We start from the raw sequence: 21,179 nt of genomic DNA on the forward strand, positions 1-21,179 counted from the left end.
CATCGAGCGAAGTCGAGATGCCCATCGGTCATGCGCGCCTTCGGGGTGTCTCGACTTCGCTCGACACGAACGGGTATTGCTGGTGGGCTTAAAGCGTCGCCTCGATTTCGCGTGCGGCGAGGTCGGGGTCGGGCGACTGGCTGATCGGGCGCCCGACGACGAGGATCGAGGCGCCGTCGGTCATCGCCTGCGCCGGGGTGACGATCCGCTTCTGGTCGCCGGCAGCGCCGTTCGCAGGCCGCACCCCGGGAACGACGTAGAAGCCTCCGGGCCATGCCTTGCGCGCCGCCTTCACTTCCTGTCCCGAACAGACGATGCCGTCGACGCCCGACTGGCGCGCCAGCGCCGCGAGCCGGACGACCTGGTCGTGCGGGGTGCCGCCGACGCCGATGTCATCGAGATCGGGCGCGTCGAGGCTGGTCAGCACCGTCACCGCGATGACCTTGGTACTCGTGCCCGCGGCCGCCTTGGCTTCCTCGAGCATCGCGCGGCCGCCCGCGGCGTGGACGGTCAGGATGGCGGGTTCGAGCGGACGCAACGCCTGGATCGCCTTGGCGACCGTATTCGGAATGTCGTGCAGCTTGAGATCGAGGAAGATCGGCAGGCCGAGCTTCGCCATTTCATGGACGCCGTGATGGCCGTTGGCGCAGAAGAATTCGAGCCCCAGCTTCAGCCCGCCGACATGGTGCCGCACCTTCTGCGCCAGCGTCAGCGCCGCATCGAGGTGGGTGGTATCGATGGCGAGATAAAGCGGCGAACTCATGGGGTCTCCAATGGCGATGGCGGGATGTCGTTGACGGGGGCCGACGCCGGGGCGGGGTCGGACGGGCGGTTGGCCATGGCGCGCAGGTCGGCAAGCTGGCGCTCGCTGTTGTCGAGGCGCCGCTTCATCGACCAGCGTGTCGCACGCAACGCGATCCAGGTCGGGATGCTGCCGAGCAGGAAAGCGATGAAGATCAGCATCGGCAATTTGGTTTCGAGATCCTGCCCCGGCCAGATGCGGACCGTCACCGGAATCCAGTTCGCCATCGCGAAAACGACCAGTACGATGGTCAGGAAAACCCAGATGATCGTTCGCAGGATTCCCACTTGGCCTTGCTCCTCGGTCGGTCTTCGCGCGACCCTAGGACAGATTGCCGCGGGTTTCCAGCCCGCGCACTATGCCGCCCCGAACACCCGCGCAAAGATCGTGTCGACATGCTTCATATGATAGTCGAGGTCGAACAGCGCGGTGAGCTCGTCCGCCGACAGCCGCGCGGTCACGTCGGCATCGGCCTTGAGCAGTTCGAGCAGCGACAACTGGCCGTCGCTTTCCCACACCCGCATCGCGTTGCGCTGGACCAGCGCATAACTGTCTTCGCGGCTGGCGCCCGCCTGGGTCAGCGCCAGCAGCACGCGCTGCGAATGGACGAGCCCGCCCATCCGATCGAGGTTCTTCTGCATCCGCTCAGGATAAACGAGCAGCTTGTCGACCACCCCGGTCAGCCGCGCGAGCGCGAAGTCGAGCGTGATCGTCGCGTCGGGACCGATGAAGCGCTCGACCGACGAATGGCTGATGTCGCGTTCGTGCCAGAGCGCGACATTCTCCATCGCCGGGGTCACGGCGCTGCGCACCATGCGCGCGAGGCCGGTGAGGTTTTCGGTCAGCACCGGATTGCGCTTGTGCGGCATCGCCGACGAACCCTTTTGCCCCGGCGAGAAATACTCCTCGGCCTCGAGCACCTCGGTGCGCTGCAAGTGACGGACCTCGACCGACAGGCGTTCGATCGACGAGGCGATGACGCCGAGCACCGCGAAGAACATGGCATGCCGGTCGCGCGGGATCACCTGCGTTGATACCGGCTCGATGGCAAGGCCGAGCTTGGCGGCAACATGTTCCTCGACGCGCGGGTCGATGTTGGCGAAAGTGCCGACCGCGCCCGAAATGGCGCAGGTCGCGATTTCGGCGCGCGCCGCCTGCAGGCGGAGTTTGCAGCGCGAGAATTCGGCATAGGCCTCGGCGAGCTTGAGCCCGAAGGTCACCGGTTCGGCATGGATGCCGTGGCTGCGGCCGATCGTCGGGGTCAGCTTGTGCTCATAGGCGCGGCGCTTGATCGCTTCGAGAAGGGCGTCGAGGTCGGCGAGCAATATGTCGGCGGCCTGCGCGAGCTGGACGGCGAGGCAGGTGTCGAGCACATCGCTCGACGTCATGCCCTGATGCATGAAGCGCGCCTCGTCGCCGACATTCTCGGCAACCCAGGTCAGGAAAGCGATGACGTCGTGCTTGGTCACCGCCTCGATCGCGTCGATCGCGGCGACGTCGATCACCGGCTTGGTGGCCCACCAGTCCCACAGCGCCTTCGCCGCCGATTTGGGAACTGTACCCAGTTCCGCGAGCGCGTCGGTCGCGTGCGCTTCGATCTCGAACCAGATACGAAAGCGATTCTCGGCCGACCAGATAGCGGTCATGTCCGCCCGGGCGTAACGCGGAACCATTGATTTTCCTTCCTTTTGCGGCGTCTCATCGGAGAATCCGTCCGAAACTGCGACGGAGCGCCCCCTAGCAGGGACAGAGTGTTTCGCCAATCACGACCGGCGCGCAACTTTCGGCAAATCGGGTGAGTTGACCCCATGCCCCATCAGAAAGGTGGCGGGTCGCACCATCGCAAGCCGTCGCCCCTACAGGAGTAATATCGTGATTAAACAAGTGCTTTTGATCGGCGCGGCAGCAATCAGCTTCCCCGCTCTGGCGCAGACGACCGAACCGACGGACAGCGATCCGGCACCGACCACGCAGTCGGAGCCCGCACCGACGGCCGAGCCGGCACCCGCGCCTGCTCCGACCGACAGTACGACCCCGACCGAGGAACCGGCGCCCGATGCGGACAAGGCCGATCCTACGGACAGCACCCCGCCGGCCGAGCCGGCCCCGGAGCCGGAATCGGCTCCCCCGCAGGAGTAATATCATGCTGAAACAGATGCTTTTGATCGGCGCCGCCGCGGTGAGCTTCCCCGCGCTGGCCCAGGAAACGCCGCCCGCCGACCCGGCCGCTCCGGCGACCTCGCAGCCGGCACCGACCGATACTACGACGACGCCCGCGCCGGCTGAGCCGGCTCCGGCTCCGGCACCCGATGCCGCAACTTCGACGCCGCCCGCCAGCGAGGCTCCGGGTACGCCGCCGGCCGGCGACACCGCAACGCAGCCTGCGCCTTCGGGCGGCACGGCAGCCTCGCCGACGCAGGTCGCACAGATCGTGGACCAGGAGTTCCCGACCTATGACGCCGACAAGTCGGGCGAACTCAGCGACGCCGAATTTGCGGCGTGGATGAAGAAGCTGCGGACTGCCACCGATCCCTCGGTCGATCCCGAATCGGCTGATGTGAAGACGTGGATTGGCCAGGCCTTTGCCGCCGCCGATGGCGATAAGTCGGGTCAGGTCAGCAAGACCGAGCTTACCGGTTTCCTGTCGCGCGGCGCTGGTTAAACGGCGTCCCTGACTGGGTGGTGAAGCCGTCGGAGCGATCCGGCGGCTTCATCGCGTCAGGGGTATTGCCAACGTGCGTCAGGGCTGCCGGACCTTCACGATCGTCAACCGATGCTCCTCGCCGCCCCGGTCGGGCCAGAGGATCGACTGGCCGGTACTGAGCCCGATCAACCCGGCGCCGATCGGAGTGAGGATCGATATTCGCCCCGCCGAAATGTCAGCGTCGCCCGGATAGACAAGACGCACCGTCCGTTCGGTGTCGCTCTTCTCGTCGAGAAAGGTCACTTCCGACCCCATCGTCACGACATCGTCCGGGATGTCCGCGCTGCTGTGGATCGCGGCGCGGTCGATTTCGCCGAGTAACAGTTCGTAAAGGCGGATATGGTCGCGTTGCTTCTGCAAAGTAAGCTCGGTCAGCGCATCGGCCTCGCTGTCGATCATATGGATATGCGGCCGGATGGCCTCTTCGTTTTTCATGGTGCGGACTTTCCAGCACGCGCGCAGCAGAACAGCCGCACGCAACAATAGAATCTAGTGGAAATTTGCCCCGGGTTCGGGGCAGTCGCGCCGGAACCCGGGGCTAGATGCCCGCGAGAAGCTGTCCCCCATGGAAACGGAAAAGGCTACGCATCATCGGCATGGCGCGATGATGTCGCCCATGCTCGCGAAAGTCAAATCGCGCCTAAAGGAGCCCCATGGCGCGCAGGCTGCGAAAATCCGAGCCGCCGATGATGATATGATCGTGAAGCGCGATGCCGAGCTTTGCCGCCGCCGCGGCGATGTCGCGCGTGATCGCGATATCCTGCCGGCTCGGTTCGGGGCTGCCGCTCGGGTGATTGTGCACAAGGATGATTGCCGAGGCGCCGAGTTCGAGCGCGCGCTTGATCACCTCGCGAACGTAGATCGCCGACTGGTCGATCGATCCCTCGCTCGCCAGTTCGTCGCGGATCAGCATATTGCGCGAATTAAGGTAGAGGACGCGGACGCGCTCGACGTCGATCGGCCCCATGTCGGCACGCAGCCAGTCGAGCAGCGCGTCCCAGCTCGAGAGCAGGGGCTTGTCGCGAAACTCGCCCTTCAGCATCCGCAGCCCTGCCGCCTGAACGATCTTCAGTGCGGCGATCGCGCCTTCGCCCATGCCGTCGACGCGGCGCAGCGATTCGGGGTCGGCGCTGATCAGTTGCGCGAGCGAGCCGAATTCGCGGAGCAGCGCCTTGGCCAGCGGCTTGGTGTCGCGGCGCGGAATGGCGAGGGCCAGAAGATATTCGACCAGCTCGTAATCGGCGAGCCCCTCCGCATCGTCGAGCAGGCGGGCGCGGAGCCGCGCGCGGTGGCCGATATGATCTGGTGCTTCGCTGTCCCCCATCCGCCTCCGAATAACCGCCTTGTGGGGCGCACTCAACGGTCATAGGAAACGGATGATGGCGATCCGGACCAATCTCCTGCAGCGAAACGGGATTTCCGGCGTTTTCATCCCGGACAGGGTTTGGGCCGGAGGACGATTTTTGCACGGCATGACGTCATCGGGCGATCTCGGCGTTTCCGCACTTCCCGGGGGCAGGCCGTGAGCCAGGCGGATGAGCAGCCCCGGCCCCGGTGGCGATACCGGACATTGTTGTTCAAGAAACGCTGGCTGACGGCGGGTGCGGTTGCGGCGTTGATCGCCGGGGTATGGCTGGCGCGCGAGCCGATCGCCGACCGCTTCATTCGCGAAGAACTCGACAGCCGCGGCATCGCAGCAAGCTATCGCGTCGAAGACATCGGTTTTCGCACCGAGCGGCTGTCGAATGTCGTCATCGGCGACCCAAAACGCCCCGACCTGATCGCGAAAACGGTCGTCGTATCGCTCGGCTATGGCTGGTCGGGGCCCTATGTTTCCCAAATTCGCGCCGACGGAGTACGGCTTTACGGGCGCTTTACCGAAGGGCGGATGTCGTTCGGAGCACTCGACAAGTTCCGCGATCCGACCAGTACCGATCCCTTCGCCTTGCCGGACCTGTCGGTGGTGCTGAAAGACGCCCGGGCGCGAGTCGAGACGCCGTGGGGCGATGTCGGCGCGGCGCTGAATGGCGGCGGCAACCTGCGCAACGCCTTTACTGGCAAGCTGGCGCTCGTCGCGCCGGACATCACCGCGGCGGGATGCAGCGGCGACGGAGTCACCTTCTATGGCACTGTGTCGGTGCGCGATGTGCGGCCGCGCCTCGTCGGGCCGCTGCGCGGGAAGTCGCTGCGCTGCGCGAACGGCAGCGTGACCGCCGCCGCGCCGCAGATCGCGCTCGACCTCTCGCTCTCCGAAAACCTGCAAAGCTGGAAGGGCAGCGCCGATGCCAGCATCGCGAAGCTGGCGGCGGGACCGGTGCAGGCGGACCGGCTGGGGGTCATCGCCCGCTTCGACGGGACGGCGGCGCAGACCCGCCTCGACATCGACGCCGATATGGCGCGCCTGCGTGGCGCCGATTTCGCTGCCGATTCGGTCAATCTCGATGCGAAAGGCATCGTCGGCGCAAAGGCGCCGAGGCTCGACGGGCGTATCGCCTTTGCCCGCGCGAGTGCCAGTGCGGGGCTGCGGCAGTCGATCGCTGCGAGCGCCGATGGCCTGAAGGCAACGCCCATCGGCCCCTTGGCCACCAAGGCGACCGCAGCGCTCTCGCGCATGCTCGCCGACGCCGGCGGCAGCGCGCAATTCCTGTTGGCGGGCGAAGGGGAGGCGGCGCGAGTCGATGTGGTCGCCTTGCAGCTCTCGAGCGCTAGCGGCGCGCGATTCAGCGGCGATGCCGACAGCCGCATCTCCTACCTCTGGGCGGCAGCGAAACCGGCGATGCTGATCGCCGGGCGCTGGAGCTTCGGTGGCGGCGACCTGCCGACGGGTGACCTCGACCTCGATCGGCGCGCCGATGGCGCGGTCAGCGGGCTCGCGCGACTCGATCCCTATAGTGCGGGCGATGCGCGGCTGGCGCTCGCCCCGGTCCGTTTCTCGGGCGAACCGGGCGGCCTCGTCCGCTTCGCGACGCGCGCCGAACTGTCGGGCCCGCTTGCCGACGGGCGGGTCGACGGGTTGACGGTACCGCTGGTGGGCGTGCTCGCCCCGACCGGCGCGCTGGCCCTCAATGGCGGGTGCAGCCGAGTTGCCGCACAACGGATCGCGATCGCGGGTTTCCGGCTCGGCGCCAGCGCGATCGACCTGTGCAGCCGCCCCGGCGCACCGTTGCTGAGCGCGGGCCCCGACGGGCTGCGCGGCGACATCCGCATTCCGGGCATCCGACTGCGCGGTGCGAGCGGCACGTCGCCCTTCGCCTTCGACAGCGGCCCGGCGCGGATCGACCTTGCATCGATGCGCTGGTCGCTCGCGCGCGCCGACGTGCGGCTGGGCGAGGGCGACAGCGTCACCCGCTTCGCCGCCGAAACGTTGTCGGGACGCAGTACCGCAAATGGCCTTGCCGGCGAACTCGGCGGGGCGAGCGGCAAGATCGGCGTCGTGCCGCTGAACATGAGCGAGATTGGCGGCGGATGGCGCTGGGCAGGCGGCGCGCTGTCGCTCGACGGCGCAATGGTGCTGACCGATGCCGAAGCCGACGCGCGCTTTTCGCCGTTGATCAGCAACAACGCCCACCTGTCCTTTACGAATGGCGTGATCGACGCAACCGCCGGGTTCGACGAGCGGAAGTCGGGCGTCCGCGTCGTCGATACGGTCATCCGCCACCGGCTCGCCGACGGAACCGGTTCGGCCGACCTCAAGGTCACTGAATTGCGCTTTGGCGACAATTTCCAGCCCGACCAGCTGACCCGCCTCGCGCTCGGCGTCGTCGCCAATGTCCAGGGATCGGTGGTCGGCGACGGCCGCATCGACTGGTCGCCCGCCGGAGTGACCAGCCGCGGCACATTCGCTACCGCCGACACCAACCTGGCCGCCGCCTTCGGTCCGGTCACCGGGCTGACGACCACCCTGACCTTCGACGACCTGATCGGCCTCAGGTCCGCGCCGGGGCAGATCGCCAAGATCAAGGAGATCAATCCCGGCATTCCGGTGATCGACGGCGAGATCGAATACCGGCTGCTCGGCGACAACAAGGTGCGCGTCGAGGGAGGAAGCTGGCCGTTCGCGGGCGGCAAGCTGTTGCTCCACCCGACGACGCTCGATTTCAACGCCACCGAGCCGCGGCGGCTGTCGTTCGACATCGTCGGGGTCGATGCCGCGGTCTTCCTGCAGAATTTCGGCTTCGACAATATCAACGCGACCGGCAAGTTCGACGGGACGCTGCCGGTCGAGTTCGGCGGCCTCGGCGGCAAGATCGTGAATGGCCGCATCGATTCGCGCGAGGGTGGCGGCACGCTCGCCTATGTCGGCGAACTGTCGAACCACAATCTGGGCGCGATGGCCAATTTTGCCTTTGGTGCCCTGCGCAGCCTGAAATATGACGATCTGACGATCATCCTCAACGGCGATCTCGACGGCGAGATGGTGACCGATATCCGCTTTGGCGGCGTCGGGCAGGGTGAGGGGGCGACGCGCAATTTCCTGATCAACCAGATCGCGAAGCTGCCGTTCGTCTTCAACGTCAAGATCCAGGCCCCCTTCCGCCAGCTCGTGACATCGGCCAAGGGCTTTTACGACCCGACAGTGTATATCGAACAGAATCTGCCCGCGCTGCTCCAGGCGCAGGAAGACGCCAAGGCAGCCGCCGCCAACCCGGCCAATCCCGTTCAGCCCCCAGCAAGCGAGCCCGTGCAATGATGACCACCAATGGAGAAGCAAGGAGGCAGGGTGTCGCGAGCCGGTATCTGGCGCTATTGATCGGAACAGTCGGCCTTGCGGGCTGCGTTCAGATCGATACGCCCGACAAGCCGATCGAGATCAACCTGAACATCAACATCCGCCAGGAAATCGTGTACAGGCTGGATGGAGACGCCAAAAAGCTGATCGAACAGAATAGCGAGATATTCTGACAGGGAATGATGACGATGAAGACATATTTCAAACATATGAAGCCGACCGGACTGGCGATGGCCGCCCTGGCCGTGACCGCTGCGGTGGCCGTGGCGGTGCCCTCGGCGACCGCACAGCGCAACCCGGCCTATGAAGCCGCGCGCGCGGCGGGGCAGGTCGGCGAGCAGCCCGACGGTTACCTCGGCTATGCCTCGACCCCGACCCCGGCGGTGCGGGCAATCGTCGACGACATCAACATCAAGCGCAAGGCCGCCTATACCAGCGGCGCGCCGCAGGGCAGCACGGTCGAACAGTTCGCTTTCGTCACCGGCTGCAACCTGATTGCCAAGACCAAGCCGGGCGAAAAATACAAGGCGCCCGACGGGAGCTGGAAGACGCGCGACGGCGGTGCGCCGGTGCGCGATTCGCGCTGCCCGTAACGCTCGGCCAACGAACAAGGGCGCCTGCGGGCGCCATATGCCGCCGCGCCCCTAAACGCGGCGGCATTTTTGTGTGCGTGCGCCAAGTTCATTTGCGCGCTGCAACATAATGTTGCGCTGCGCCCACGCGCGGGCATTGACTTCACAGGGCGTCGTTCCTAAACGGACCGCGCCTTAGGGGTCCCCCGATTTTTCGGGCCTTTTTTCGCAGGCAGGATCGCGGTTTTCCGCTTCTGTTTCAGGAGGATGGCGCAAGATGACGGGTAACGGCAGCGATCCGGAACCAACTTCGGAGGATTCGCGCCTGGTCTCGCTCGAAGAGCGATTGGACCGGGCCGAAGCCGCAGAAGCGAAACGGACCGCGGTGACCGCCGGACCGGAATCCGATGCCAATTACCGGCTCGGCAACCGGGTATTGGCGGAACTGCTGGGCGGATTGATCGGCGGCGCACTGTTCGGGTGGCTGATCGATCGCTTCGCCGGCACGTCGCCCTGGGGCTTGTTGGGGATGTTGTTTCTGGGGATCGTCGTGGCGTTCCGGAACATCATCCGCCTGACAAAGACGCCCCGCAACTAGCGGAGCAAACAGGAATTTATCGGCGGGACGGCCCCAAAAGCCGCCCCGCAATGCGCGTGGAGTGAAGAGTGGCGGCGGAATCCGGCAAGATCGACCCGATGCACCAGTTCGAGGTGACCCCGCTCGGCGGCGGTTTCAACCTCGGCGGGCATGAAGTCCTGTTCACCAACAGCGCGCTGTGGATGGTGATCGCCGCCGTCGTGCTCGGCCTCTTCATGTGGGGCGGGATGCGCCGCCAGCTCGTTCCGGGCCGCTGGCAGGCTGCGGTCGAAGGCTTCACCGGCTTCATCTCGAACATGATGACCGCGAATATCGGCAGCGAAGGGCGCAAATATACGCCTTATGTCTTCTCGCTTTTCATGTTCATCCTGTTCTGCAACCTGCTCGGCATGTTGCCGCTGGGCGTGCTGGGGCTCCACCCCTTCACCGTCACCAGCCACATCGCGATCACCGGCGTGCTCGCGCTGCTTTCTTTCTCGATCGTGCTCGTCGTCGGCTTCTGGCGCCATGGCCTGCACTTTTTCTCGCTGTTCGTTCCGCACGGTACGCCGTTGCCGATGATCCCCTTCATCGCGGTGATCGAGTTCATCTCCTTCATGATTCGCCCGTTCAGCCTCGGCCTGCGGCTTTTCGTCGCGATGACCGCCGGCCACGTGCTGCTGAAGGTGCTGTCGGGCTTCGTGATCAACGGCTTCAACGCCGAAAATATCGCGATCGGTTCGGTCGTGTCGGTGCTCAGCTTCCTCCTGATGATCGGCATCAGCGCGCTCGAACTGCTCGTCGCCGGCATCCAGGCCTATGTTTTCGCCCTGTTGACCTCGCTTTACATCAACGATGCGGTCAACCTTCACTAATCCCGTTTTATAATAAACGCTTACACCCAAGGAGTATTACAATGGACGCAGAAGCAGCAAAGCTGATCGGTGCAGGTCTCGCCGCTATTGGTGCCGGCATGGCCGCCATCGGCGTGGGCAACGTCTTCGGCAGCTTCCTCGAAAGCGCGCTGCGCAACCCGGCGGCCGCCGACGGCCAGCAGGGCCGCCTGTTCATCGGCTTCGCCGCTGCCGAACTTCTCGGCCTGCTGGCGTTCGTCGTTGCGATGATCCTGCTCTTCGTCGTCTGATTTCAGCGACGACCGGTGACGCCGGCTTTTCGGAGCCGGCGTTCGCCTGTGCAGGTTTTTCCAGATTTTAGGGTTCGCCTTTCATGCCCCAGATAGCCCAGCTAACCGCTGACAATTGGTACCTTGCCTCGCAGCTTTTCTGGCTGCTGGTCGTCTTTGCCGGTATTTATATCGTCATCGGCCGCGGCATGCTGCCCAAGATCGAAGCGACGGTGGACGCGCGCGACCGCAAGGTGGCGGACGATCTGGCGGCGGCAAAGGCGGCCCATGCTGCCGCCGACACGCTCGAGGAAAGCTACCGCCAACAGGGCGACGCGGCACGCGCCGCTGCCCAGAAGGCGGTTGCCGACGCGAAGGACAAGGCCGCGAAGGATGCCGAAAAGCGTCTTGCCAAGGTCGATGCCGAACTGGGCGACAAGCTGTCGGCGGCCGAAGCCGAAGTCGCCAGCGCGCGCTCCTCGGCAATGGCTGAAATCGAATCGGTCGCGGCCGAGGCGGCGGGTGACCTCGTTGCCAAGCTGTCGGGCGTGAAGGTCGTCGCGGCGGATGCCAAGGCGGCGGTGAAGGCGGTGCTCCATGGCTAATCCCCTGATCATCCTGTCCGAAGCGGCGGGCGAAGCGCATGCCGATCCGACGGCGTTCGGCATGGACGCCACCGTCTGGGTGTCGATCGCGATGCTCGTCTTCATCGGCATTTTGCTGTGGAAGGGCGTTCCCGCGATGATCGCGGGGATGCTCGACAAGCGGATCGCGGAGATTTCGAAGCAGCTCAATGAAGCCGAACAACTTCGTCTCGACGCCGAATCGCTGAAGGCGGAATATGAGGCAAAGCTCGCCGACGCGGCCAAGGAAGCCGACGAAATGCGCGTCCGCGCCGACGCGGAGGCCGAGGCGCTGGTCACCAAGGCCAAGGCCGACGCGACTGCGCTGATCGCGCGCCGCAAGCAGATGGCCGAAGACCGCATCGCTGCGGCCGAAGCCACCGCGCTCGCCGACGTGCGCAGCGCCGCAGCCAAGGCAGCGACCGAAGCCGCGGCCAAGCTGATCGCCGAAAAGCATGACGCCAAGGCCGACAAGGCGCTGGTTGATCAGGCAATCGCAGGTGTCACCAAGGGCTGACCCTCGGCAACATTGCTGAAACAAGGCGCCCGCGGATTTCCGCGGGCGTTTTGCTATGGGCTGCGGGGCGAATGGCAGGTTTCCGACCGATCCAGGTCATTCGACATTGAGCGGGTTGAGCAGAATGCTTTGAAGGTTTCCGCCCGACTCTATACCGGGACCGGATTGGTTGCTTCCATCGCCTTGCGCCCGGCTGCCGCGCCCAGCCATTCGTGCAAGAGCAGATCGCCGGGATTTTGGATTACGATGAATTATCGCCATAGCTTTCATGCCGGCAACAGCGCCGATGTCGTAAAGCACAGCCTGCTGATCGCCCTGGTGCGGGCGTTGCAGCTTAAAGAGGGCCCGCTTACTCTGATCGACACCCATGCCGGCTGCGGCCTGTACGACCTTGGCGGCGAGGAGGCGAGGCGCACCGGTGAGGCTACACAGGGCGTAGTGCGCGCCTTTGCCGACACGAACCCCTTGCTGGACGACTATCGCGCCGCCGTGCGGGCGGTAAATGCCGGGGCCGAGCCGCGCCTCTACCCAGGATCGCCGCGATTTCTGGCGCAGCTTCTGCGTCCGCAGGATTTTCTGATCCTGAACGAGAAACATCCCGACGACGCCTATGCCCTGCGCGGCGCGATGCGCGATACATCCGCTGCGGTACATCAGCGCGACGCCTACGAACTTTGGCTGGCGATGCTGCCGCCCCGCACCGCGCGCGGCGTGGTGGTGGTCGATCCGCCCTACGAGCAGACCGATGAACGCGCCCGTATTACCGCCACCCTCGCCGCCGCTCACCGCAAATGGGCGCATGGCGTGACGGCGATCTGGTATCCGCTGAAAGACCGCGCCACGCATGTGCGGTGGAAGGCGCAGCTACGCAAGCTCGGCATCCCGAAGTTTCTTGTGGTGGAGCATTGGTTGTACGACAGCGATCAGCCCGACATCTATAACGGCGCGGGCCTCTTTATCGTCAATCCGCCCTACGCCTTCACACAGGCGCTGCCGCCTCTGCTCGAAGCCCTGCGCGCCGCGCTAGTACCGGAGGGGCATAGGGGAAAGATGACGACCGATTGGTTGGGCGATTGAAATAAACCCTCAACTTCCCCTTGACGCAGAGGAGGAATTGCCGCGCTGCAGCTTGCCTCTATGCGCAAGGAGACTGTCACGCCCTTCCAGCCATCGGAAGAGGACAGTCGGGGCTCACTCACGAGGTCCCAGTCATATTTGACACCATCGATTTGGACAGTGCCGCCGCGGCCGTGCGTGTGAAGCATATTCAGGCCGGCGGCACTTCCCACAGCATCAGCTTGGTCGCATGGACATTCTCGCGCGCCTTGGTCGAGTCGAGCCGTGTCAGTTTCACGTCGCCTTTCAGCGCGCCCATTTCCAGCATCGCATCGATCACCACGACGCCGCCGGCGCCGACCTCGATCTCGATTTCACTCGGACGCGCGAGGCTCGCCTTGGCGGTGGCGGCCTGAATGCGGTGCGTTCCCGGCGCGACATCGGCGAGCAACATCTGGCCCGACTTGATCTGGCCCCTGGCAGCGTCGTCGAGCGTGATGTTCATGCCCTGCAACGCAGCGACGAAGCCGCGGCGGGCGATATAGATGCGCGCCTTGCCCTCGGGCGCCTGCATCGCCCGCGCGTTGGCGACGGCCGCATCGTCGGCCTTGGCGCCGCCCTTGTTGCTCGACAGGGCCCAGAAACAGAAGATGACGACGCCGCCGATCAGCAGCACCGAAAGGATCAGCAAGGTGCCCGGCGAAAAGATGCTGGCGAGCGATGGCCCCATGAAGGCCCCGAAAATGGCTGCGAGGAAAATGATCGTCAGCCACATTGCGTTCTTGCTCATGCCGTCCTCCTGTTACGCCGGGGCAAATTCTCCCGTCGCTTCGTCCATCACATGCAATATGCCGTCGCTGATCGCAAAAAATGCGCCGCGCAGTTTCAGCGTACCGCGTTTTTCCTTCTCCTGAATACAGGGGAAAGTGCGGAGATTGTCTATGCTCACGCGCACAGCCGCCATTTCCATCGCGCGGCCTGCGGTGCGGTTGTCGAAATCGGGATATTCGGCGCGAATCCCGGCGCTCGCGTCGTCGAGCAGGGCGATCCAGTCGGCGATGAAGCCGCCGCGGCCCGGCTCGGCGCCCTCCATCGATTTGTGAAGCGCGGCGTGGCACCCGCCGCACAGACCGTGCCCCATCACGACGATTTCCTCGACCTTCAGGAACTGCACTGCGAATTCGAGCGCGGCCGAGACGCCGTGGCGGCCCGGCGTCGTTTCGAACGGAGGCACCAGCGCCGCGACGTTGCGCACGACGAAGATTTCGCCGGGATTGGTATCGAAAATCTGCGACGGTTCGGATCGGCTGTCCGAACAGGCGATGACCATCACCTTGGGCGACTGGCCCTCTGCCAGCTGTTCCCAGCGCTCGCGTTGCTCCGCCCAACCGCCGTTACGGAAACGACGATATCCTTCGATCATGTCTGCAAAGTGAGTCATGGACGCGCCTTAGCATAGGATGCGAGGTTGAGAAGAGGCGCGTGCACGACTATGTGGGCGAAATGAACGCTCCCGCACAGCCCGTTTCCCCGGCGGCATCGACGCCCAGCCAGCGCAGCCGCAAGCCCGACTGGATCCGCGTCAAGGCGCCGACCAGCCCCGGCTATGCCGAAACGCGCAAGCTGATGCGCGAACTGAACCTGCATACGGTGTGCGAGGAAGCAGCCTGCCCGAACATCGGCGAATGCTGGACCAAAAAGCATGCGACGGTGATGATCCTCGGCGACACCTGCACGCGGGCCTGCGCCTTTTGCAACGTCAAGACCGGCATGCCGCGTCCCGTCGACCTGCTCGAGCCCGAGCATACCGCGATCGCCGCGGCGAAGATGGGGCTCAGCCACATCGTCATCACCTCGGTCGACCGTGACGACCTGCCCGATGGCGGTGCGAGCCAGTTCGTCAAGGTGATCAACGCGCTGCGCCGCGAAACGCCGAAGACGACGATCGAGATCCTGACGCCCGATTTTCGCAACAAGCCCGAAAGCGCGGTTGCGGCGATCGTCGACGCGCGGCCCGACGTTTATAACCACAATCTCGAAACCGTCCCCCGGCTTTATCCGACGATCCGTCCGGGCGCGCGCTATTATGCGTCGCTGCGCCTGCTCGAAAGCGTCAAGCGCCGCGATCCGTCGATCTTCACCAAGTCGGGGATCATGCTGGGCCTCGGCGAGGAACGGATGGAGGTCCATCAAGTGATGGACGACATGCGCAGCGCCGACATCGACTTCATGACGATGGGGCAATATCTGCAACCGACGCCGCGGCACGCCAAGGTGATCGACTTCGTGACGCCGCAGGCGTTCGATTCCTATGCCCAGATCGCGCGCGCCAAGGGCTTTCTGCAGGTCGCGTCGTCGCCGCTCACCCGGTCAAGCTATCATGCCGGCGACGATTTCGAGCGCATGCGCGCCGCGCGCGAGGCGCAACTGGCGCGCGCCAGGGCGGACTGACGCCGCGTTGCCGAGGCACCACGAAAGCCGCGTCCTGCCGTACAGCGCAGAACAGATGTTCGCGATGGTCAGCGACATCGCGCATTATCCCGATTTCCTGCCGTGGGTGATCGCGCTCCGCATCCGCAGCGAAAGCGAGGAGGAGGCGGTCGCCGACATGATCGTCGGCTTCAAGGGATTGCGCGAAAGTTTTTCGTGCCGTGTCCACAAGCAGCGGCCGAGCGACGTGTCGGTCAGCTATATCGACGGGCCGATGCGCCATCTCAGCAACGAATGGCATTTCGAACCGACCGAAGAGGGCTGCTGCCGCGTCGATTTCATGGTCGATTTCTCGTTCCGCAGCCGGGTTTTCGAAACGCTGGCAGGCCAGATGTTCGACAAGGCGCTGCGCAAGATGATCGCGGCGTTCGAAGCGCGCGCCGACGAGCTTTACGGGGTAGCCGCGTGAGAATGCCCAAGCGCTTTTCGGGAGCTATAGGCCTGTTGGCCGGCGCTCTCGTCGTTGTCCTGCTTTTCGGAGCAACACTGAAAAATGTCGCGCCCGTTCTTGCCGCGGCATCGCTCCTGATCGGCTATTCATTGATCGAATTGTTGATCGAGCGCAGCAAACGGAAGCGGAACGGCTAGGCCCTTCCCGAGCTTATATGTTTTACTCTGCCGGCAGGGTGATATCCTCCGACGGCCGCAGCGCATCCTTGCCGGGCTGAAGCAGTTCGAGCGCGAACATCGTCGCGTGATGGCGAATGCCTGCGCGGTCGCCGCCTTCGAAGAAGACGCGCTGGGTGAAATAATCGTCGGGATCCTGTCCGCGCACCGCGCGCGCGAAAACAACGGTTCCCACCGGCTTCTTTTCCGAACCGCCGCCGGGCCCCGCGATCCCGGTGATTGCGACCGCGACATCGGCGTCGCTGTTCGCCAGCGCGCCGGCGGCCATCGCCCACGCCGTCGCGAGCGACACTTCGCCGAAGGTTTCGAGGATTTCGCTGCTGACGTCGAGCTGGCGCTTCTTCGCTTCGCCCGAATAGGTGACGAAACCGGCGCTGAACACGTCCGAGCTGCCGGCGATGTCGGTCAGCGCGACCGCGACCATGCCGCCGGTGCAGCTTTCGGCGACCGCGATCTTGCGGCCGGCGGCGCGATTTTCGGCCAGCACGTCGGCGGCAAGCGCGTCGCGCGCGGCAAGGCGCGTTTCAAAGTCGGACGGCACGGGGTCAATTCTCCGGAAGTTGCAGGGTAGCGACGGCCTGGGCCGCGATCCCCTCGCGGCGGCCGGTGAAGCCCAGCCGCTCGGTCGTTGTCGCCTTCACACTAACCCGCACGGGGGAAATCGCAAGGATTTCGGCGATGCGTTCGCGGATCGCGGTGCGGTGCGGTCCGATTTTCGGCGCTTCGGCGATGATCGTCAGGTCGATATGGCCGATCCGTCCGCCGCGTGCCGCGATACGTTCGGCCGCGAAGGACAGGAAGCGGTGCGATGCCGCGCCGCGCCATTGCGGATCGCTGGGCGGGAAATGATCGCCGATGTCGCCTTCGCCGAGCGCGCCGAGCAGCGCGTCGGTCAGCGCATGAAGTGCGACGTCGGCATCGCTATGGCCTTCAAGTCCATGACTATGCTCGATTTCCAGTCCGCCGATCCACAGCGGCTTGTCGGCAACCAGGCGGTGCACGTCATAACCCATGCCCACCGCGGTCTGCATCATGACGCTGCTCCCCAATAGTCCCGACAGGATCGCCATATCGTCGGCATATGTCAGTTTGTGGAGCCTGGCATCGCCCTCGACCACAGCGACGGCGACGCCAAGCCGCCGTACGAGCTGCGCATCGTCGGTCGCCGAACCGTCGCGCGCGGCGGCATGCGCGCGGCGCAATGTCCCCAAATGAAACGCCTGCGGTGTCTGCACCCGCGCCAGCGCGCCGCGGTCGACGACCGCGCCCGCTTCGCCATCCGCCTGTTCGACGAGGGTATCGGGGACGGGCAGCGTCGGAATGGCTGCCTTGGCGCCATCCTTTAGCGCATCGAGCAGCCGGCCGATCACGGCCGCCGACACACCGGGCCGCGCGGCATCGTGCACCAGTACCAACGCGTCATCGTCCCGGTCGGCGAGGACCGCGAGGGCATTGGCCACCGAATCCTGCCTTTCCGTGCCCGGCACGGCGGTTTCCCACCCCGCCGGGAGCGGCCCGATCGCCGCAGCGACGTCTTCGCTTGCGACCAGCACGCCCGCCGCAATCGCTTCATGCGCCGCCAAGGCGTCGAGGCTCCAGCGCAGCACCGGCTTGCCCGCCAGCTCCGCGAGTTGTTTCGGCAATTCGAATCCCGCGCGCTTTCCCAGACCGCCGGCCAGCAGAACGGCTACGGCGTGCGGGGCAGGGGAGGATGCGGACTCGCTCATCGCCCGCGCGGTTAGCGCAGCCACGCCTTGCAGGAAAGCGGCTTAGCGTGTAGGGGCGTGCTCAATTTTTAGGCAATTCGACGAAAGCTCCCCGCCATGGCGCCGCTCCGGCCCATCCAGATCGGCAACATCACCATCGCGGATCCCGTGATCCTCGCGCCGATGACGGGCGTCTCCGACCTGCCGTTCCGCAAGCTCGTCCGCTATTATGGCTCGGGGCTCAACGTCACCGAGATGATCGCGAGCCAGGCTGCGATCCGCGAAACGCGCCAGTCGATCCAGAAAGCCGCATGGGACCCGATCGAGGAGCCGGTGTCGATGCAGCTCGTCGGCTGCACCCCCTATGAAATGGGCGAGGCGGCGAAGCTCAACGAGGATCGCGGCGCCGCGATTATCGACATCAACATGGGCTGCCCGGTCCGCAAGGTCACCAACGGCGATGCGGGTTCGGCATTGATGCGCGACCTGAAACTCGCCGCCGCCCTTATCGACAGCTGCGTGAAAGCGGTGTCGGTCCCGGTTACGGTCAAGATGCGCATGGGCTGGTGCCACGATAGCCTGAACGCCCCCGAACTCGCCCATATCGCCGAGGACCTCGGCGCCAAGCTGGTGACGGTTCATGGCCGGACACGGAACCAGATGTACCGCGGCGAAGCCGACTGGCGTTTCGTCCGCACGGTCAAGGATGCGGTATCGATCCCCGTCATCGTCAACGGCGACATCTGCTCGTCCGACGATGCGAAGGCCGCGCTCGCGCAGAGCGGGGCCGATGGCGTCATGATCGGCCGCGGCGCTTATGGCCGGCCCTGGCTGCTCGGACAGGTGATGGCGGCGCTGCGCGGCGAAGCCGAGCGGCCCGATCCGGGTATCGACGAACAATATGACGTCATTACATCGCATTACCGTGCGATGATCGACCATTATGGCGAGATGACCGGGGTCAATATGGCGCGCAAGCACCTTGGCTGGTACGTCAAGGGACTGCACGGCTCGGCCGAGTTCCGCAACAAGGTCAACCAGATCCCCGACAGCAAGGGCGTGCTCGACGCGCTCGAAGCCTTCTACGGGCCGCATTTGACCCGGGCCGCCGCGTGAGCGCGCTCACGTCGAGCATCCCGACCTTCGATCACGACGAGCTGATCCAGTCGCACCCGATCGCGACGCTGATGATCGACAAGGGCGGAGTAATCCTGTTCGTCAACGCCGCCGCCGAGCAGCTTTGCAACGTCAGCCGGGCCGCGATGGTCGGCCGCGTCGTCTATGACGTCATTCGCATGGACCGCAGCTATCGTCAGCGGATGAACGATCCCGGCTACTCGGCACTGTTCGCGCACCGCGCCGAAATCTCGGTCGGCGCCCGCCGTTCGATCTTCGTCGACATGCAGATGGTGTCCTATGGCCAGAGCGGCCACCGCATCCTCGCGCTGGTGCCGTCGCAGAATGAGGCCGAGCTGATGGGCGGCGCGATCGGGCGCTCGGGACGCGCCGCCGGCGCCGCGGCATCGATGCTGGCGCACGAGATCAAGAACCCGCTCGCCGGCATCAAGGGGGCGGCGCAACTGCTGGCGCGCAAGACCGATATAGGAGGGGAGCGTTTCACGACGCTGATCTGCGCCGAGGTCGACCGCATCACCACGCTGATCGACCAGATGGAGCATTTTTCGCGCGGTCAGCCGATCGCCTGTTCGGCGATCAACCTCTATCAGGCGATTCATCAGGCGATGGAGGCGGTGCGCGCGCGGCAATTGCCCGATATCCGCTTCTTCGAGGACTTCGATCCGTCGCTGCCGCTGGTGCTGGGCAACCATGACGCCATGGTGCAGATATTGCTCAACCTCGTCACCAACGGCTGCGAGGCGCTGAGCGGCCAGCGGGACGGCACGGTGCGCATCGCGACCGCCTATCGTCACGGCCTGTCGATCGACAATGGCGACGGGCGCGGCCGCATCGCGCTGCCGATCGAGGTCAGCGTCAGCGACAATGGCCCGGGCGTCCCCGCCGAGATTCGCGGCGACCTGTTCGATCCCTTCGTCACTACCAAGCGCGAGGGGCGCGGTCTCGGCCTTGCGCTCGTCGCCAAGCTGGCGCGCGATATGGGCGGCACGGTCCAGCATATGCGCGACGGCGAATGGACGCGCTTCCGCATCCACTTGCCTGCCGCGCCGGCGGGGAAGGGGGGCGCCCGGTGACCAACGGCAAGACGGTTCTGCTGGTCGAGGACGATCCCGCGATCGCGCTGATCATCCGCGAGACGCTGGTCGACGAATGCGGCACCTTTGCCTCGGTCGGCAGCATCGCCGAACGCAACGCCTGGCTTGCCGACCACCGCCCCGACCTGATCATCACCGACGTCGTGCTGCCCGACGGCGACGGCATCGATTCGCTGCCCGGCGTCGGGGTCGACCCGGCCACCCCGGTGATCGTGCTGTCGGCGCAGAATACGCTCGACACTGCGGTGCGTGCGACCGGGATCGGCAGCTATGATTATCTGCCCAAGCCGTTCGACCTCGAAGAGTTGACCGCCAGTGTCCGCGCCGCGCTGCAGCGCCGCGCCGAACCTGCGGCGAAAGCCGATGCCGGACAGGCCGACAGCCATGGCCTCGTCGGCCGCGCACCGGCGATGCAGGCGGTCTATCGCACCATCGCACGGCTTGCCTCGAACGATCTTGCCGTCCTCATCCTCGGCGAGTCGGGAACGGGCAAGGAAGTCGTCGCGCGCGCGGTCCATGCGACCGGGCTGCGCCGGGCGGGGCCGTTCGTTGCCATCAATATGGCCGCGATCCCGCGCGAATTGATCGAGGCCGAGCTGTTCGGCCACGAAAAGGGCGCCTTCACCGGCGCGCATAGCCGCAACGCGGGGCGCTTCGAGCAGGCGGCGGGCGGGACGCTGTTCCTCGACGAAATCGGCGACATGCCGCTGGAAGCGCAGACGCGGCTGCTGCGCGTCCTCCAAAGCAACGAATATTCGACCGTCGGCGGCAGCCAGGCGCTGCGCGCCGACGTCCGCGTCGTTGCCGCCACACACCGCGACATGCGGACGCTGGTCGCAGACGGGCGGTTTCGCGAGGATCTGTTTTACCGCCTCAACGTTATCCCCGTAACCTTGCCCCCGCTCCGCGACCGGCGGAGCGACATTGCCGCGCTGGTCCGCCATTTCGTCGATGCCGGGCGGCATTCGGGGCTCCCCGACCGCCAGTTCGCGCCCGCCGCGATGCAGATGCTCGAACGCCATGACTGGCCCGGCAACGTCCGCGAACTCGGCAATGTGGTGCAACGGCTCGCCGTGCTGTCGCGGGATACGGTGGTCACGGCGCGCGACGTCCAGGCGGTGCTGCACGACAATATCGACGGCGTCGGCACCGCCGAACCCGCCGACCTGCTGGCCCGCGCCGTCGACGACTGGGCACGCGACCAGATGGCCGAAGGCGCGGCGGACGGCGATATCCACGAACGGCTCGAAGCGATCGTCGAAGCGGCCCTGTTCCGCCGCATCTTGCGCGAGGTTCGCGGCAACCAGCTCGAAGCCGCACGGCGCCTTGGCATCAATCGTAACACGCTGCGCAAGCGGCTGGGACAGCTCGACATCGACCCGGCGCATCCCTGATCCGCTCCGCGCTCGGTTCGACCGGGCA

Annotated in this window: 26 protein-coding genes; 17 read left to right on the plus strand and 9 right to left on the minus strand. The window is 65.5% G+C overall.

Features of this window, described 5'->3' with window-relative positions; genetic code table 11:
* Nucleotides 1–88: 88 nt before the first annotated feature.
* From pyrF to purB, 3 genes are all read right to left on the minus strand, one after another.
* A complete protein-coding gene (pyrF, locus tag LH19_RS08645) occupies nucleotides 89–763 on the minus strand; it encodes an orotidine-5'-phosphate decarboxylase (RefSeq protein WP_054727097.1) in 675 nt (224 codons plus the stop codon).
* Entirely contained in the window at nucleotides 760–1,089 is a 330-nt protein-coding gene (locus tag LH19_RS08650; RefSeq protein ID WP_054727100.1) for a lipopolysaccharide assembly protein LapA domain-containing protein, read from the minus strand. The genes pyrF and LH19_RS08650 overlap by 4 nt, the downstream gene beginning before the upstream one ends.
* Before the next feature lie 69 nt (nucleotides 1,090–1,158).
* Nucleotides 1,159–2,475 carry an adenylosuccinate lyase gene (gene purB, locus LH19_RS08655; protein WP_054727102.1) on the minus strand — a complete coding sequence of 439 codons (1,317 nt, stop codon included), beginning with the start codon at nucleotides 2,473–2,475 and terminating at the stop codon, nucleotides 1,159–1,161.
* 199 nt (nucleotides 2,476–2,674) lie between these two features.
* Between purB and LH19_RS08660 the strand changes: the two genes are divergently transcribed.
* A complete protein-coding gene (locus LH19_RS08660) occupies nucleotides 2,675–2,941 on the plus strand; it encodes a hypothetical protein (protein ID WP_145923412.1) in 267 nt (88 codons plus the stop codon).
* Nucleotides 2,942–2,945: 4 nt separating this feature from the next.
* Nucleotides 2,946–3,464, plus strand: coding sequence for an EF-hand domain-containing protein (locus LH19_RS08665; protein WP_054727106.1), 519 nt, complete (start codon nucleotides 2,946–2,948; stop codon nucleotides 3,462–3,464).
* 78 nt (nucleotides 3,465–3,542) lie between these two features.
* Here the strand turns inward: LH19_RS08665 and rnk are convergent, their stop codons facing one another.
* Both rnk and radC read right to left on the minus strand, forming a co-directional pair.
* Nucleotides 3,543–3,941: a nucleoside diphosphate kinase regulator gene (gene rnk, locus LH19_RS08670; protein WP_234716113.1), complete on the minus strand. Its 399-nt coding sequence runs from the start codon at nucleotides 3,939–3,941 to the stop codon at nucleotides 3,543–3,545.
* Nucleotides 3,942–4,146: 205 nt separating this feature from the next.
* Complete coding sequence (gene radC / locus LH19_RS08675) at nucleotides 4,147–4,830, minus strand: RadC family protein (protein WP_054727108.1); 684 nt, start codon at nucleotides 4,828–4,830, stop codon at nucleotides 4,147–4,149.
* A gap of 198 nt (nucleotides 4,831–5,028) precedes the next feature.
* Between radC and LH19_RS08680 the strand changes: the two genes are divergently transcribed.
* The 9 genes from LH19_RS08680 to LH19_RS08720 all read left to right on the plus strand — a co-directional run bounded on the left by LH19_RS08680 (nucleotide 5,029) and on the right by LH19_RS08720 (nucleotide 12,724).
* Nucleotides 5,029–8,196 (plus strand): intermembrane phospholipid transport protein YdbH family protein, encoded by a 3,168-nt coding sequence (locus LH19_RS08680; RefSeq protein WP_234716114.1) that lies wholly within the window; start codon nucleotides 5,029–5,031, stop codon nucleotides 8,194–8,196.
* The gene (locus tag LH19_RS08685; RefSeq protein ID WP_054727110.1) at nucleotides 8,193–8,408 is read left to right on the plus strand and encodes a YnbE family lipoprotein; all 216 of its coding nucleotides are present in this window, start codon (nucleotides 8,193–8,195) and stop codon (nucleotides 8,406–8,408) included. Before LH19_RS08680 ends, LH19_RS08685 begins: the two co-directional genes overlap by 4 nt.
* Nucleotides 8,409–8,423: 15 nt before the next feature.
* Complete coding sequence (locus LH19_RS08690) at nucleotides 8,424–8,828, plus strand: YdbL family protein (protein WP_407696719.1); 405 nt, start codon at nucleotides 8,424–8,426, stop codon at nucleotides 8,826–8,828.
* 256 nt (nucleotides 8,829–9,084) lie between these two features.
* The gene (locus LH19_RS08695; protein WP_054727112.1) at nucleotides 9,085–9,405 is read left to right on the plus strand and encodes an AtpZ/AtpI family protein; all 321 of its coding nucleotides are present in this window, start codon (nucleotides 9,085–9,087) and stop codon (nucleotides 9,403–9,405) included.
* 68 nt (nucleotides 9,406–9,473) lie between these two features.
* The gene (locus LH19_RS08700) at nucleotides 9,474–10,259 is read left to right on the plus strand and encodes a F0F1 ATP synthase subunit A (RefSeq protein WP_054587828.1); all 786 of its coding nucleotides are present in this window, start codon (nucleotides 9,474–9,476) and stop codon (nucleotides 10,257–10,259) included.
* Nucleotides 10,260–10,300: 41 nt separating this feature from the next.
* Nucleotides 10,301–10,528 carry a F0F1 ATP synthase subunit C gene (locus tag LH19_RS08705; RefSeq protein ID WP_003044110.1) on the plus strand — a complete coding sequence of 76 codons (228 nt, stop codon included), beginning with the start codon at nucleotides 10,301–10,303 and terminating at the stop codon, nucleotides 10,526–10,528.
* An 83-nt stretch (nucleotides 10,529–10,611) separates the two neighbouring features.
* Nucleotides 10,612–11,112: a F0F1 ATP synthase subunit B family protein gene (locus LH19_RS08710; RefSeq protein WP_054727114.1), complete on the plus strand. Its 501-nt coding sequence runs from the start codon at nucleotides 10,612–10,614 to the stop codon at nucleotides 11,110–11,112.
* Complete coding sequence (locus LH19_RS08715; RefSeq protein ID WP_054727116.1) at nucleotides 11,105–11,647, plus strand: F0F1 ATP synthase subunit B family protein; 543 nt, start codon at nucleotides 11,105–11,107, stop codon at nucleotides 11,645–11,647. The genes LH19_RS08710 and LH19_RS08715 overlap by 8 nt, the downstream gene beginning before the upstream one ends.
* Nucleotides 11,648–11,893: 246 nt before the next feature.
* Nucleotides 11,894–12,724 (plus strand): 23S rRNA (adenine(2030)-N(6))-methyltransferase RlmJ, encoded by an 831-nt coding sequence (locus LH19_RS08720; protein WP_054727118.1) that lies wholly within the window; start codon nucleotides 11,894–11,896, stop codon nucleotides 12,722–12,724.
* Between the two features lie 190 nt (nucleotides 12,725–12,914).
* Here LH19_RS08720 and LH19_RS08725 read toward each other — a convergent pair whose 3' ends face one another.
* Both LH19_RS08725 and LH19_RS08730 read right to left on the minus strand, forming a co-directional pair.
* The gene (locus LH19_RS08725) at nucleotides 12,915–13,493 is read right to left on the minus strand and encodes a hypothetical protein (protein ID WP_054727119.1); all 579 of its coding nucleotides are present in this window, start codon (nucleotides 13,491–13,493) and stop codon (nucleotides 12,915–12,917) included.
* A gap of 12 nt (nucleotides 13,494–13,505) precedes the next feature.
* On the minus strand, nucleotides 13,506–14,144 hold the full coding sequence (locus tag LH19_RS08730) for a carbonic anhydrase (RefSeq protein WP_054727121.1): 639 nt from the start codon (nucleotides 14,142–14,144) through the stop codon (nucleotides 13,506–13,508).
* A gap of 62 nt (nucleotides 14,145–14,206) precedes the next feature.
* Between LH19_RS08730 and lipA the strand changes: the two genes are divergently transcribed.
* The 3 genes from lipA to LH19_RS28550 are packed head-to-tail and all read left to right on the plus strand — an operon-like array spanning nucleotide 14,207 to nucleotide 15,781.
* Nucleotides 14,207–15,154, plus strand: coding sequence for a lipoyl synthase (lipA, locus tag LH19_RS08735; protein ID WP_054727122.1), 948 nt, complete (start codon nucleotides 14,207–14,209; stop codon nucleotides 15,152–15,154).
* Between the two features lie 7 nt (nucleotides 15,155–15,161).
* Nucleotides 15,162–15,602, plus strand: a complete 441-nt coding sequence (locus LH19_RS08740) for a type II toxin-antitoxin system RatA family toxin (RefSeq protein ID WP_082396277.1) — start codon at nucleotides 15,162–15,164, stop codon at nucleotides 15,600–15,602.
* A gap of 2 nt (nucleotides 15,603–15,604) precedes the next feature.
* Entirely contained in the window at nucleotides 15,605–15,781 is a 177-nt protein-coding gene (locus LH19_RS28550; RefSeq protein ID WP_156344018.1) for a hypothetical protein, read from the plus strand.
* Nucleotides 15,782–15,803: 22 nt separating this feature from the next.
* Here the strand turns inward: LH19_RS28550 and LH19_RS08745 are convergent, their stop codons facing one another.
* Together LH19_RS08745 and LH19_RS08750 are read right to left on the minus strand one after the other, a co-directional pair.
* Nucleotides 15,804–16,361 carry a CinA family protein gene (locus LH19_RS08745; RefSeq protein ID WP_054727126.1) on the minus strand — a complete coding sequence of 186 codons (558 nt, stop codon included), beginning with the start codon at nucleotides 16,359–16,361 and terminating at the stop codon, nucleotides 15,804–15,806.
* Nucleotides 16,362–16,365: 4 nt separating this feature from the next.
* Nucleotides 16,366–17,547 (minus strand): bifunctional 2-C-methyl-D-erythritol 4-phosphate cytidylyltransferase/2-C-methyl-D-erythritol 2,4-cyclodiphosphate synthase, encoded by a 1,182-nt coding sequence (locus LH19_RS08750; RefSeq protein WP_054727128.1) that lies wholly within the window; start codon nucleotides 17,545–17,547, stop codon nucleotides 16,366–16,368.
* A 96-nt stretch (nucleotides 17,548–17,643) separates the two neighbouring features.
* Between LH19_RS08750 and dusB the strand changes: the two genes are divergently transcribed.
* The 3 genes from dusB to ntrC are packed head-to-tail and all read left to right on the plus strand — an operon-like array spanning nucleotide 17,644 to nucleotide 21,151.
* Nucleotides 17,644–18,642, plus strand: a complete 999-nt coding sequence (dusB, locus tag LH19_RS08755; protein ID WP_054727130.1) for a tRNA dihydrouridine synthase DusB — start codon at nucleotides 17,644–17,646, stop codon at nucleotides 18,640–18,642.
* The gene (locus LH19_RS08760) at nucleotides 18,639–19,736 is read left to right on the plus strand and encodes a two-component system sensor histidine kinase NtrB (protein ID WP_054727132.1); all 1,098 of its coding nucleotides are present in this window, start codon (nucleotides 18,639–18,641) and stop codon (nucleotides 19,734–19,736) included. The genes dusB and LH19_RS08760 overlap by 4 nt, the downstream gene beginning before the upstream one ends.
* Nucleotides 19,733–21,151 carry a nitrogen regulation protein NR(I) gene (ntrC, locus tag LH19_RS08765; RefSeq protein ID WP_054733244.1) on the plus strand — a complete coding sequence of 473 codons (1,419 nt, stop codon included), beginning with the start codon at nucleotides 19,733–19,735 and terminating at the stop codon, nucleotides 21,149–21,151. Before LH19_RS08760 ends, ntrC begins: the two co-directional genes overlap by 4 nt.
* Nucleotides 21,152–21,179: the final 28 nt, after the last annotated feature.

The sequence above is a fragment of the Sphingopyxis macrogoltabida genome, from assembly GCF_001314325.1.
GTDB lineage: Bacteria > Pseudomonadota > Alphaproteobacteria > Sphingomonadales > Sphingomonadaceae > Sphingopyxis > Sphingopyxis macrogoltabida.